Source organism: Streptomyces auratus (assembly GCF_050433025.1).
Classification (GTDB): domain Bacteria; phylum Actinomycetota; class Actinomycetes; order Streptomycetales; family Streptomycetaceae; genus Streptomyces; species Streptomyces sioyaensis.
Genome location: NZ_JBNGCB010000001.1, coordinates 503,787 through 517,550 on the forward strand (window position 1 = coordinate 503,787; position 13,764 = coordinate 517,550).

General features: G+C 72.7%; 4 protein-coding genes. All 4 read right to left on the minus strand.

Features of this window, described 5'->3' with window-relative positions; all coding sequences use genetic code 11:
• Positions 1 to 29: 29 nt before the first annotated feature.
• The 4 genes from BKA18_RS02195 to fabD all read right to left on the minus strand — a co-directional run bounded on the left by BKA18_RS02195 (position 30) and on the right by fabD (position 13,531).
• Positions 30 to 9,608, minus strand: coding sequence for an SDR family NAD(P)-dependent oxidoreductase (locus BKA18_RS02195; protein ID WP_366047790.1), 9,579 nt, complete (start codon positions 9,606 to 9,608; stop codon positions 30 to 32).
• 15 nt (positions 9,609 to 9,623) lie between these two features.
• A complete protein-coding gene (gene asnB / locus BKA18_RS02200; protein WP_366047789.1) occupies positions 9,624 to 11,594 on the minus strand; it encodes an asparagine synthase (glutamine-hydrolyzing) in 1,971 nt (656 codons plus the stop codon).
• A gap of 4 nt (positions 11,595 to 11,598) precedes the next feature.
• Positions 11,599 to 11,850, minus strand: coding sequence for an acyl carrier protein (locus BKA18_RS02205; protein WP_006606838.1), 252 nt, complete (start codon positions 11,848 to 11,850; stop codon positions 11,599 to 11,601).
• Between the two features lie 85 nt (positions 11,851 to 11,935).
• Positions 11,936 to 13,531 (minus strand): ACP S-malonyltransferase, encoded by a 1,596-nt coding sequence (gene fabD / locus BKA18_RS02210; RefSeq protein WP_429638118.1) that lies wholly within the window; start codon positions 13,529 to 13,531, stop codon positions 11,936 to 11,938.
• Positions 13,532 to 13,764 lie beyond the last annotated feature (233 nt).

A 13,764-nucleotide genomic window follows, 5' to 3' on the forward strand; every position in this document is an offset into this window, starting at 1 on the left:
CCGGTCCAGGGAGGAGGCAGGGGGAAGCGTCAGATCCTGCTCAGGGCGTCCGGGCCGGCACGGCCGTCGAGGACCGCGTCGAGCAGCGCCGCACGGGCATCGGTCTCGAACGCGGGCTCGGCCGCGGGGGGCGGGACGGGTGCCGCGGGCGGCAGGACGGGGGCTGGGTCGCCGGCGGGCACCCAGTAGCGGTCGCGGGCGAAGGGGTACGCGGGCAGCCGCACGGTGCTGCGCTCGCCTGCGGGATGCAACGCCTGCCAGTCGACCGGGGCTCCGTCGCACCACAGGGCCGTCACCCGGTCGAGCCGTCCGTCGTGGAGGGCCCGGGTCACCTCGGGGGCCTGCTCCGGCGTGCGCCGCACTCCGGCGCCCCGCGACCGCCCGATGCCGCCGGTGTGCCAGCCGGAGGGCTCGTCGCCCGCGAGGAACCGGTCCAGCATGCCGAGCACGTCGTCCATGCTTCCGACGACGAAGCCCAGGCGCCGTTCCATGGCCTCCCGGCCCACCTGGAGGGTGAACGCCAGGTCTGCCAGGTCCGGGGCGTGTCCGTCGCGGCGCGCCCGGTCGAGGAAGTCCCGCAGTCGTCCGGCCGTGGCACGCAGCCGGTCGCCGTCGCGGGCGGACAGCACGATGGCCTGGGGGGCGGTCGGGCGGGCCGGCTCCGCCGGTGCGGGAGGTACGGGCGGTGCTTCGAGGACGACATGGGCATTGGCGCCGCCGAAGCCGAAGCTGCTCACTCCGGCCCGCAGGGGCCACGGCCGCCCGGTGGCGTCGGTGCGCGGTTCCCAGCGGCGCAGTTCGCGTACGACCTCGAATCCGCCGTCGAGCGGCAGGTGCGGGTTGAGCCGGTCGCAGTGCAAGGTCGGCGGCAGCTCGCGGTGACGCATGGCGAGCAGCACCTTCAGCACTCCGGCCAGGCCTGCGGCCGACTCCGCGTGGCCGATGTTGGTCTTCACCGAGCCGAGCGCGCACGGCCGGGCCGCGTGCGGCGGCCTGCCCTCGGCGGTGCGCAGGGCGCGGTAGGCGCTGTCGAGGGCGTTGACCTCGACCGGGTCGCCCAGGCCGGTGCCCGTGCCGTGCGCCTCGACGTAGCCGATGCTGTCCGGGTCGGTGCCGCGCATGGCGTCCTGGATCAGGGCGGCCTGCGCCTTGCCGTTGGGGGCGGTCAGCGATCCGGCGCGGCCGCCGTGGTTCTCGGCGCTGCCTCGCACGACGCCCCAGATGGCGTCGCCGTCCCGCCGCGCCTGGACGAGCGGCTTGAGCAGCACCGCGGCGACGCCCTCGGAGCGGACGTAGCCGTCCGCGCCGGCGGAGAAGGTCTTGCAGCGGCCGTCGGGGCTGAGCATGCCCGCCATGTGCGTCGCGGCGAAGGTGTCCACGCTCAGCAGCAGGTTGACACCGCCCGCGAGGGCCATCTCGCATCGGCCCGACCGGATGTCCTCGACGGCGCGGTGCAGCGCGACGAGCGAGCTGGAGCAGGCCGTGTCGACGGGTTCGCTCGGCCCGTGCACGTCCAGGACGTAGGAGATCCGGTTGGCCAGCATCGAGTGGGCGTTGCCGGTGGCGGTGAAGCCGTCGGGTGCCACGCCACTGGCGTTGAGCAGGTGGTGGTAGTCGCTGCCGGAGACGCCGAAGTAGACCCCGGTGTTCCCGGGGAGGCGTGCCGGGGCGTAGCCGCCGTTCTCCAGCGCGGCCCACACGGTCTCCAGGGCCAGCCGGTGCTGCGGGTCCATCAGCTCCGCCTCGAGCCGCGACAGGTGGAAGAAGTCCGCGTCGAAGCGGTCCACGCCCTCGATCCGGCCGGCGAACTTCGGGAAGTCCGCCCGCGCGACGACCTCCGCGTAGGGGCCGCCGTCGAAGCGGTCGCCGGGGTAGTCGGCGATCAGGTCCTCGCCCGCGCGCAGTTGCTGCCAGAAGGTGTCCAGGTCGTCCGCGCCGGGGAACCGTCCGGCGGCGCCGACGATGGCCACCGCGTCGTCGTCCGGCCCGGGTGCCGGCATCGGCACCGGGGACGGCCGGGTGGCGGCGACCGGCGCGGGTGCGTGGGCGATCGTGGGTGCGTCGGCGATCGTGGGTGCGTCGCCACTCGTGGGTGCGTCGCCGCTCGTGGGGAGGCTCAGCTCGGGGCCGTAGCGGTCGAGCAGGTACTCGGCGAGGCTGCGGATGTCGGCGCACTCGAAGAAGACGGCGGGGGTGAGGTCCGTGCCGAAGATGCCGTTGAGTTCCGAGGCCAGTTTGGCCAGCGCGATGGACTCGAAGCCGTACGCGTGGAAGTGCGTGTCGAGGTCGATGTCGGCCAGGTCGAACTTGAGCAGGTCGGCGACGGTCTCGCGCAGCGACGCGACGAGCGCCGCCGGCCCGTCCGCGACCGCCGGAACGGTCACGGACGGCTCGGACTCCGGCCGCACGGCCTCCGACTGCTGCCGCTCCCCCGTACCGACCGGCGTCCGCAGCACCGGACGCGACGCCTGCGGCAGTGCCACGAGTGCTGCTCCGGCCTCGCCGGGGAGTGCCGGCCCAAGGTCGCCCGCGGTGAACTCGGCGTCCTCGACCCGGCCCAGCACGCGGCCGTCCTCGTCGAGGAAAGCCGCATGGAAGACGGCGTCGGACGTCCGCGCCAGCACGATCGCCCGGGTGCGCTCCCACTGCTCGCCCTGCACGGATCCGACCCGCACCACGGCGGCGTCGGCCCGGCCCCAGGCGTGCTGAACACCCTGGACCAGCCCGGCGAGCGCCCAGGCCGGGAGCTGCACGTGCTGCTTGTGCGGGTCCTGGCACATGGCCGGTTCGGCGACCCGTACGAGCAGCCGGTGGGCGTCGAGTTCGGTGACCCCTTCGACGCTGCGCGCGTACGGCCGGGCGTCGAGGCCCGCGGTGCCGAGCGCGGCGTAGAAGCCGTCCCGGTCGAGGGTCGCGGGCGCGCTGCGCATCTGCGGCATCGATGCGTCTTCGGCGGGCGCGGACGGGACGACGTCGGCGGCGAACCGGAGAGTGGCCTCATCGGCGTGCCACAGCTCGACGCGATGCGTGCCGTCGCCGGACGTGCCGAGCCGCCAGGTGAACGTCTCGGGGGTGTCCGCGGGTGAGGGGAGTGCGGCCCACTGCGCGTTGCGCAACCGCAGCGGCCCTTCCAGCCCGGCGAGCCGCGCGAACGCCAGTGCCGCGTCCAGCAGCGCCACGGTGGCGTAACGGCGCTTGCGTCCCACGGTGTAGACGTAGTCGAGGAGTTCGTCGCCGCGCAGCCGGAGGGTGTAGCGCACACCGCCCAGGTCCGAGGTGTTGACGCCGACCCAGGGGTGCGCGCGCCGGGCGAAGGCGAGCGGCCGCAGCACGCTGGGCGCGTCGTCGTCCTCGGGGTACCAGCAGCGCACCTTGTCGAAGGGGTAGGCGGGCAGCGACGGCTTGGCCGGGCGGCTTCCCGCCGGCCACAGCAGGTCCCAGTCGACGCTCGCGCCGTCCGCCCAGTGCTGGGCCAGCTCCGCCTGGTTCCCGGCGCGCAGGGCCTGTTCGACGGTCGCCGCGTCGGCGGTGCGCCGGCGCCGCAGCGTGCTCGCCGTGAAGTGCACGCCTGCGGGGACGTCGGGTGACTCCGCCGTCCAGTCCACCGCGGACAGCCGGGCCAGGCGGACCTCCGCGTCCGCGATGTCGTCCGCGACGAAGGCCAGCCGGCACGGCAGTTCGTTCTTGCCGGTCTGCAGGGTGTACGCCAGGGCGTCCAGGCCCGGTGCGGTCTCCCGTACGTGCTCGTGCAGGGCGCGCAGCACCGTCTGCAGTGCCTGGGGCGTCATGGCGGAGAACACCAGCAGCCGCGGGCGGCCGCTGTCCGGTGCGGCGACGACCCGGCCGTCGTACTCCTCGACGACGATGTGCACGTTGATGCCGCCCGCGCCGATGGACGTGACGCCTGCCCGGCGCGGCGCCTCCTCGCCGCCGACCACGGGGCGCCGCCACGTGTCGCGGTGGCGCTGCACCACGAACGGGGTCTTCTCGAAGTCGATCGCCGAGCTGAGCGTCCCGGCGTGCAGCGAGGGCGCCAGCGTGCGGTGCTTGAGCTGCAGCAGCACCTTGGTCAGGCCGGCCATGCCGGATCCCGACAGCAGGTGCGCCACGTTGGACTTGACCGAGCCCAGCGCGCAGAACCCCAGGTCCTGGGTGTCCCGGCCGAACGCGAGGGCGGCGCCCTTGATCTCGATGGGGTCGCCGAGGGAGGTCGCCGAGCCGTGACCCTCCAGGTAGCTGATCGTGCGCGCGTCCACGGCCGCGTCGTCGAGCGCCTTCTCGATGGCGCGGGCCTGCTGCTGCGGGCTCGGCACCGTGAAGCCGTTGCGGACCCCGGCGTTGGTCATGCCGCTGCCCTTGATCACGCCGTAGATGTGGTCGCCGTCGGCGACGGCTTCGGTCAGCGGCTTGAGCACGAGCGTGCCCACGCCTTCGCCCAGGATCGTGCCGTCGGCGCCGAGGCCGTAACTGCGCACGACTTCGGCCGACTTGGTGGTGAAGTGCGCCTGCGAGGTCGCGATGAGGTCGAACGGGTGCAGCATCAGATTGATGCCGCCGACGACGGTCATGCGGCACTCGCCGCTGCGCAGCATCCGCACCGCCTGGTGCACACACGCCGACGCCGAGGAGCACATGGTGTCGAGGAACACCGACGGCCCGGTGAAGCCGTAGTGGTAGGACAGCATGTTCGCCATCACGCCGAGCTCGCTGCCACTGGTCGCGGTGCCGCGCATCAGCATGTTCTGGAAGCCGTAGAGCGAGTAGCTGTTGTTCATCGAGCCGACGAGCACGCCGACGTCGCCGTCGTAACGGCGCCGCAGCGTCTCACGTGAGTAGCCCGCGTCCTCCAGGGCCACCACGCCCGCCTGCAGGAACAGCCGGACCTCCGGGGACAGCAGCTCGGCGTCGCGCTGGGAGATGTTGAAGTAGCGCGGATCGAACGCCTCGACGTCCCGCAGGAAGGTGCCGGTCTTGACGACGGTCTTGCCGTCGACGTCACGCTCGTCGAAGTAGATGTCGCTGTGCCGCCACCGCGATTCCGGGACGGGCTCGAAACTGTGCCGGCCCTCGCTGAGCAGCTCCCAGAACTCCTCCAGGGTGTCGGCGCCCGGGTACCGGCCTGCCATACCGATGACCGCGATGTCGTGGCGCTCCGGATCGGCCCAGGCCGGGCGGGCGCGCCCGGCGGCGGCCTGCACGGACGGCCGGACGACCGGGGTGGGCGCGGCCGCGGGCGGCTCCTCGACGGCAGGACCCTCCGGGGCGGGCTCCTCGGGCGCGGGTGCTTCGGGGGCGAAGAGTTCGAGGAGCCGGTCACGGTGCTCGGCGACGAAGTAGCCGGCCACGCCCCGCAGATCGACGTGCTCAAAGAAGAGCGTCTTGGGCAGCGACCCGAAGGTGTCCTCCAGCTTGCTGGTCAGCTCGACGATGGAGATCGACTCGATTCCGTAGGTCTCCAGCTTCTCCTCGGCCAGGATGTGCTCCGCGTCCTGCAGGGTCACCTCGGCGAACAGGTTCCGCAGCAGGTCCTGTGTACGGGCGACGAGTTCGCTCTCCTCCAGGACGGCCGGCGCGGCCGTGTTCCGCTGCACCTCGGACGTGCGCGGCTCCGGCTTCGCGACGCGGTCCAGGCCCGCGTATCCGCGCAGCTTGGACCGCTCCCCGAAGAGCACCACGCGGCGGACCGGCGCGGCGGAGTGCAGTGCGCGCTCCAGTGCCTCCAGGCCGGTCTCGCTCGGCAGTGGCACGGTCCCGGTGCGCTTGCGCAGGTAGGCGAGGCTGGCGTCGTCCACGCGCATACCGCCGTCGGCCCACAGCGGCCAGTCGACGGAGCGGGTCACGCTGCCGGCGGCCTGCCGTCGTGCGGCAAACGCGTCGAGGAAGGCGTTGGCGGCGGCGTAGTCGGCCTGCGCGGCGTTGCCGAAGGCGCCCGCCACGGAGCCGAACAGCAGGAGGAAGTCCAGGCCGTGGGCGCGCGTCGCGTCGTCGATGTACGCGGCGCCGTCCACCTTGGGCGCGAGTACGGCGGCGGTGCCCGCGAGGGGCTTGCTCGCGAGGTAGCCGTCGTCGAGGACGCCGGCCGCGTGGAACACGCCGTCGAGCCGTCCGTACAGCGCGCGGATGTCCGCGACCGCGTCCCGTACGGCGTCCGCGTCCGTGACGTCCGTGCGGCGGTACGCCACCTCGCCGTGGGACAGCCGGGCCCGCAGTGCCTCGACGGCCCGGCTGTCCGCCGAGCGGCCGCTGACGACGACCGTGGCGCGGCGGCGCTCGCAGAGCCGCTCGGCGAGCAGCAGGCCGAGTCCGCCGGCGCCCCCGGTGATCCAGTAGACGCCACCGTCGCGCAGCAGGCTCTCCCCCGCCTCGCCCCGGGGAAGTTCCACGAAGCCGTGCCGCAGTCGGCGGTCCTGGGCGTCGTAGGCGACTTCGGTGTCGTCTCCGGCGCCCGCCTCCGCGCTGACGACCCGCTCGAAGCGATCGGCGTCGCGGGGGTTGCAGCCGTCGAGGAGCACCAGCCTCCCCCTGAACGAAGGATTCTCCTGCTGTGCGGTCTTCAGCAGCGCCGCCAGCGGGGCGTAGACCGGCGAGTCCGGGGCGCCCGGGGCGACGACGAGCACGTGCCGTCCCTGGCCGAGCAGTTGCCGGACCTGCGGGTAGCAGGCCTCGAACGCCGCCTTCATGGCGACGGCATCGGTGGCTTCCGCGGGAACGGCCAGCTGCCGGATGTCCATGCCCAGCCGCGCTGCGCTCGCCGCAGCGAGGTCGCCGTCCAGTGCGGCGTTGAGCACCGTCACCGGGCCGGCCGGGGCGGCCCGACCGGCCGCGGGGGCCGGGGCAGGGGCCTCCTCCCACACACCGGTGACCTCCAGGAGCTCCCCTTCCGGGGCTTGGACTGCTGCCGGTTCTGCGGCGGGCAGTTCCCTCGACGTGTAGCCGGCCAGGCGCACGCACAGCCGGCCGTTGCCGTCGTACAGATCGATGTCGGCTCTGGCCATGCCGCCTGCCGTGCCGCTGCCGGCCGGCCGCAGCCACGCCCACATCGTCGCGGTCGTCGCCGCGTGCACGGTGAGCCGGTCCAGCGCGAACGGCACCACGGGGGCGGCGGGCCTGCGCCAGCCGCCGTCGGCCGAGCCGAGGGCCAGGGCCGCGAGGAGGGCGCTGTCGAGGATGGCGGGCTGCAGCGCCATGCCGTCCGGGGCACCCGCGGGGAGCCGCAGCTCCGCCAGCACGCCGTCCGGACCGCGGTGCAGGGCGTGGAGGCCGCGCAGGGCGGGGCCGTGCTCGATGCCGCTGGACCGCAGCGCGGCGTAACCCTCGGCGGCATCGACAGGCTGGGGGAAGCGCTCGCGCAGCGCGCCCAGGTCCGTCTTCTCGGCCGCGGCGGCCTCGCCGTACTCGACCCGGCCGCTGGTGTACGGCGTGCCGTGCTCGTCGGTGAGCGCGTAGTCGTAGCCGTCGGCAGCGGGGGTCAGGCGGAGCTGCGGGGAGAGCACGGTGTCGCCGACGAGCAGCGGGCGGATCCACACCGCGTTGCGGATGCGGGGCGTCAGCCCGGCCCGGGCGCCTGCGGCGGCGGCCCGTTCGGCTGCCACGGTGACGAGTTCCAGGGCCATCACGCCCGGGACGATCCGTGCACCGTTGACGAGGTGGTCGCGGACGAATCCCTGTGTGGCGTCGAAGTGCAGGGGGAAGGTCCAGCCGTCGCCTTCCGGCGTGCCTTCGCCGAGCGGGGCGGGAGCGGCGTGCGTCGCGCCGCGCTCCGGCCTTCCCGTCGTCTCGTTCCGGTCCGTCCGGAACCAGTGCGGCGTGCGGGCGAACGCGTAACCGGGCACATGCACGCGGCGGCCGCGCTCGGGCCACGCTGTCCAGTCCACGGCCAGGCCCTGGGCCCAGGCGGCCGCGAACTTGTCCCACCGGCCCTGCCCCAGCCAGCGCTCGGCCAGGGCCGTCAGGTCGTCGGCGTCCAGGCCGTCGGGGGCTTCGGTCCCGGCCCGGCCGCGCGGGCAGTCCGCGGGCGGGCCGTCCCCCGCGGCGACGCTCTCCAGCTGTGCCGCCCACTCCTCGATGCCGCTCGCACGGAACACCACGCGCTCGCGCATGGACACCCGGCCTTCGCGCAGCGTGCGGGCGGCATCGGTCAGGGACGGAGCATCGTTCTGCGCCATCCGGGTCCGGACCCAGCGGGCGAGCCGGGCGCACGTCTCGCGAAGCCGGTCCTCGTCCATGGCGGACACCGGCAGCCACTGTTCGCCGGCGTCCTCGGTGCCGGCCACCGGCTCCGCGGATTCCAGCAGGACGTGGGCGTTGGTCCCGCCGAATCCGAAGGAGCTGACGCCCGCGCGCAGCGGTGCGGACCCTTCGGCGTTCCAGTCGGTGAGGCGGTCGAGGACGTACAGCGGGCTGCCGTCCAGGTCGATGAGGGGGTTGAGCTTGCGGAAGTTGACCGTCGCGGGCAGCTTGCGGTGGCGCATGGCGAGGATGACCTTGAGCATGCCCGCGATGCCGGCGGCCCCTTCCAGGTGGCCGATGTTGGTCTTCACGGAGCCGATGCCGCACCGGTGGTCCGGAGCCTCCCCGGGCCGGTCCGCGCCCAGGTCGGCGAAGGCCTGCTTGAGGCCGCGGATCTCGATGGGGTCCCCGACCGGTGTGCCGGGGCCGTGGGTCTCCACGTAGGTGACGGTCTCGGGTGCGATGCCGGCCTTGCGGTAGACACCCGCGATCAGTTCGGCCTGCGCGGCCGGGTTGGTAACGGTCAGCGAACTGGTGCGCCCGCCGTGGTTGCTGCCGATGCCCTTGATCACGGCGTGCACGGCGTCGCCGTCGCGGCGGGCGTCCGCGGCCCGCTTCAGCAGCACGATGCCGCCGCCCTCGCCGCGCACATAGCCGTTGGCATTCGCGTCGAACGCCCGGCACAGGCCGTCCGGCGAGAGCATGCCCGCCTTGGCGAAGGCGATGAAGTGCCGCGGCGACCAGGTCAGATTGACGCCGCCGGCGAGCGCGAGGTCGCAGTCGCCGGCCTGCAGGGCCTGCACCGCCTGCTGCACGGCCACGAGCGAGCCCGCGCAGGCCGTGTCGTTGACGACGCTCGGCCCGCGGAAGTCGAAGTGGTGGGAGACCCGGTTGGCGATGATCGCGTACGCGGCGCCGGTCGGGTAGTAGGCGTCGATCTCCTCGACTTCCTGCTCCATCAGCTCGGCGTAGTCCCAGTGGCAGACGCCCATGAAGACACCGGTACGGGAGCCCGCCACACGGTCGGCCCGGTAACCGGCGTCCTCCAGGGCGTGCCAGCTCATCTCCAGGGCCATCCGCTGCTGCGGGTCCATGGACTGCGCCTCGCGCGGGGAGATCTGGAAGAACTCGGCGTCGAAGCAGTCGGCGTCGTCGACGAAACCGCCCCAGACGCTGTTGGTCTTGTTGAATTCGCGGCGCGGGTGACCGAGGTGGTCCTCCTTTCGCCATCGGCGCTCCGGGACTTCGCGGATGAGCGAGCGGCCCTCGGCCAGGTGGCTCCAGAACTCCTCGGGCGTGCGCGAGCCGGGCAACCGCAGGGACAGGCCGATGACGGCGATGTCCCGGTCGTCGGCGAGGACGCCGTTCTCCTTCTTCATGGCGCGTTCTCCGTCCTAGGCCGACAGGGCGCCGCTGCGCCGGTCGACGACGTACAGGGGGACCCCGAGCGGAGCCCGGCGGCGGGCGTTGCCGCGCACGTACCAGTGGTGCAGCCAGACCGTCGACGCCAAGGAGACGAAGGCCTGGTTCTCCTTCGTGCCGATCTGCTCGGGCGGGCTGTCGAAGACGCGGTCGGTGAACCGCTGCACGAAGCGCGCATCGAGGACGCCGATCTCGTCGAGGGTGCCGGGGTCGGTCAGCAGCTCGCGGTAGTCCGGGCGGGACCGGACGAACGCGGCGCTGTCCGGGGCGCGGTAGGGGAACTTCCCCTTCTTGACGATCCGTTCCGGCAGCACATCGGCGTAGGCGCGCTTGAGCAGGTACTTCTCGTCGTAGGGGTCGCCGAACCGCAGGTTGACCGATGCGGCGCGGCGGACCACGGCGGGGTCGAGGAAGGGGCAGCGGTTCTCCACGCCGTGGGCCAGCGCCATGCGCTCGCCCTGGGTCGAGAGCAGGTAGCCGCTCAGGAGTGTGCGGAACTCCAGCCACTGGGCCTTCTGCACGGGGGTGAGCTGTGCGTAGCCGGGCTCACCGGCGACGAGTTCCCCGAGGGCCGCGAAGGGGTCGCCCGCGTTCTTGAGCAGGCGTGCGGCGAAGCGGCCGTTCTGGAACCGCATCTGATGGGAGAAGAGGCCGGGCAGGGTCTCCTCGGTGAACTGCCGGTAGAGGCCGAGCATCCGGCGGTGGCCGTCCTCGCCGCTGAAGTGGCGCAGGTAGGGGTGGAGCTGGCTCATGCGGCGCAGGCGGGTGTCGTCGTCCAACTCGTGCCAGGTCGAGAGCAGCAGCGTGTCCTTGAAGATGCCGTAGCCGAGGAAGGCCTCGTCGGCGCCCTCGCCGCTGAGCACGACCTTGATCCCTTCGCTCCGGACGTGGCCGGCCAGCAGGTACATGGGGACGAAGGCGGTGCGGAAGACGGGCACCTCGGCGTGCCGGACGGCTTCGGGGAAGGCGTCGACGACGTCCTCGTCGGTCACGCGCACGGTGGAGTGGCGCGTGCCCAGGTGTGCGGCCAGCTCGGCCTGTTCGGCCGACTCGTCGAACTCTGCGTCCTCGAACTCGATCGAGAACGTCCGCAGCGGGCGGCCGGTCCGCTGCGCGGCGAGGTGCGCGATGATCGAGGAGTCCAGGCCGCCGGAGGCATAGACGCCGACCTCGACATCGCTGCGCAGGCGCACGTCGACCGCGGCTTCGAGGTCCGCGCGGACGAGCTCGACGGCCTCCTCCTCGCTCTCCGGAGCCGGGCCTGGGGCCAGGTCGAGCGTGGCCCAGCGGCCGCGCCGGACCTCGTCGCCGCGTACGGACAGATACTCGCCCATGGGGATCTGCTCGATCCCGCGGTATCCGCTCTGGCCGGGCAGCGGGGTCCAGGTGGCGAAGACCGACGCCAGCTGTGCCTCGTCGAAGGCGAACCTGAAGTCGGGGTAGGCCAGGAACGCCTTCATCTCGGAGGCGAACAGCCACGCGCCGCGGTGGCGCGCCACGTACAGCGGCCGCTTGCCGAACCGGTCGCGCACCAGGTGCAGTTCGCCGGTGGCACTGTCGTAAAGGGCGAAGGCGAAGGCGCCGTTGAAGCGGGGCAGGCAGTCGAGGCCCCAGGCGACCCAGGCGCCGAGCACGACCTCGGTATCGGACTCGGTGCGGAAGACGAAGCCGCGGGCCGTCAGCTGCTCGCGCAGCTCCCGGTAGTTGTACAGCTCGCCGTTGTAGCAGAGCCAGTAGCGGCCGTCGGCGCTGCCGACCGGCTGCGAGCCGGTGGACAGGTCGATGATGCTCAGCCGTACCGTGCCCATGGCCAGCCGGTCGTCGAGGAAGCAGCCCGCCTCGTCCGGGCCGCGGTGCTCGATCTGGGCGAGCATGCCGTGGATCAGGGTCTCGTACTCCTGCGGGGGCAGGGGGCTTCCGTAGAAGCCGGCGATGCCGCACATGGGGTCACCGGCTCCCGGCGGCCCGCAGGCGGGCGGCGTCGACGAACGCGACGATGCCGGACAGCGAGACCGCGACGTTGCCGAGGATCTCGTCGCCGAGCGGCACGCCGTACTCCTCCTCGATGTGCGTCATCAGCGAGATGTAGCCGAACGAGTCGAGGATGCCCGCCTTGAACAGGTCGGTGTCCTCGGTGATGTCCGAGTCGAACTCGAACATGAACCGCTCTTCCATGTGCTTCTTGAGTTCCTGCTTCATGGCTGTCCGTCACCCTCGGGATGGTCGATTCGGGACGCGTGCCAGTGGCCGGCGCGCGTGAACTCTTCGCTGTTCCGGCGCGGCGTCAGGGGGCCGCGAGCCCGGCAGCGACGATCCGGGCCAGCGCGGGCCACTGGGCCCGGATGAAGAAGTGGTCACCGGGGAACCGGTGTGTGGTCAGGGGCCGGGTGCTCTCCCGTTGCCAGGCCTCCAGGTCGGCCCGGGTGAACCACTCGTCCTCGCCGGCCATGGCGGTGACCGGCACGTCCAGCGGCGGGGCGTCCTCGTGCCGGTAGGCGCCCAACGCGGTGAAGTCGGCCCGTATGACCGGCTCGTAATACGCCATCAGGTCGGGGTGCTCCCACAGCTCCGCCGGGATTCCGCCGAGCTCCTTGAGGTGGTCCCAGAAGGCGTCGGCCGGCAGCTCCCAGGTGTGGCGTTCCCGGCTCGGGACCGCCGGTCCGCTCTCCCCGGAGACGAACAGGTGGGCCGGCGCGGGCAACCGCTCGGCGCGCAGCCGGCGACAGAGCAGGAACGCCAGCCGGGCTCCGAGGCTGTGGCCGTAGAGCGCGTACGGGGCGTCGAGCCGGTCCCGCAGCTGCCGGAGCAGATCGTCGACGATCGCGGCGGGTTCGCGCAGCAGCGGCTCGGAGGCGCGCCGGCCGCGTCCGGGGCGTTCCAGCGTCACGACGTCGACATCCGGGCAGTGTTCGGCAAGTCCTGCGTAGGCGCGCTCGTCGCCTCCGGCGTAGGCGATGCAGAACAGGCGTGGCCGTGGCGGCGGCTGCGGCTTCGGCTGCGGAATCCCGTGGGCGGGGGCCGCGTCGATCTGCCGGATCATGCGGGTCAGGACCCCTCCCCCGCCCACCTCACGGCAGTGGCCGGCACTCGTGCGCTCCAGCAGGTAGCGGACGCTGTCCAGCCACTGCACCGATCCGCAGATCTGCTCGCTCAGCGTCGCCGCGACGTCCTGGTCCGAGTACGGCCGTGCGGTGAGGTTGGCGATCACCGTGGCCCGCAGGGGCGCGAACCGGAAGCCCTTGAGGAAGGCGGCGAACTCGTCGCGGGCAGCGGCCATGAACCGCGAGTGGAAGGCGGCCGAGACCTTCAGCCGGGCGACCCGGGTCCCGCGCGCGTCGAGCGTCTTGTGCGCGCGCTCGATCTCGTCCCGGGCCCCGGACAGCACGGTCTGGACGGGGGTGTTGATGTTGGCGACGTCGAGCTGCGACAGGCCCTCCTCCGAGAGGAAGGCCCGCACCTCACCCGCGTCCGGCCCCACGACGGCGAGCATGGCCCCGTCCGGAGCGCGGGCCATGAGCTCGCCCCGCTTGAGGACGAGCTTCAGGCCGGTCTCGAAGTCGAAGGCTCCAGCGGCGTGCAGGGCGTTGTACTCCCCGAGGCTGTGGCCCAGCAGGTACGCGCCCTCGGGTTCGCCGCGCTCCAGCGAGTCTTGGTAGGAGAGGGCGTTGACGACGTAGAGCGCGGGCTGGGTGTAGCGCGTGTCGTCGAGCCGCCCGTCCGGGTCCTCCAGGCACAGCCGCGGCAGGTCGTAGCCGAGTACATCGCCGGCCAGCGCGGTCAGTTCGGGGTATCGGTCGAAGAGTTCGCTTCCCATGCCGCGGGTCTGGGACCCCTGGCCGGGGAAGAGCACGGCGGGCATTCCCGCTGCGGAAGCCCTCATCCCGGGCCCGCAGCACAGTGTTCTCGGGTGACGGCAGGGCAGTCGTCCGGCGGGTTCATGACCTCCCCCTTCAGCGGTGGTTTCCGATGACGGGCATCCTGCAGCACCCCCCTTGCAGCGGCCTGGCCTTCACACTGGCGAATTCCTGCCGTTCGCTGTAGCGGTTTTCCGCCAACCTTGCCGAACTCCCTGCCGAGACCTTGCCGTTCGCTTGCCGACAGCCGGGGTGATCT

Excerpts from the sequence above, each read along its gene's own strand:
- BKA18_RS02195 (WP_366047790.1), bottom strand. The coding sequence starts at position 9,608 with ATGAAGAAGGAGAACGGCGTCCTCGCCGACGACCGGGACATCGCCGTC.
- asnB (WP_366047789.1), bottom strand. The coding sequence starts at position 11,594 with ATGTGCGGCATCGCCGGCTTCTACGGAAGCCCCCTGCCCCCGCAGGAG.
- BKA18_RS02205 (WP_006606838.1), bottom strand. The coding sequence starts at position 11,850 with ATGAAGCAGGAACTCAAGAAGCACATGGAAGAGCGGTTCATGTTCGAG.
- fabD (WP_429638118.1), bottom strand. The coding sequence starts at position 13,531 with ATGAGGGCTTCCGCAGCGGGAATGCCCGCCGTGCTCTTCCCCGGCCAG.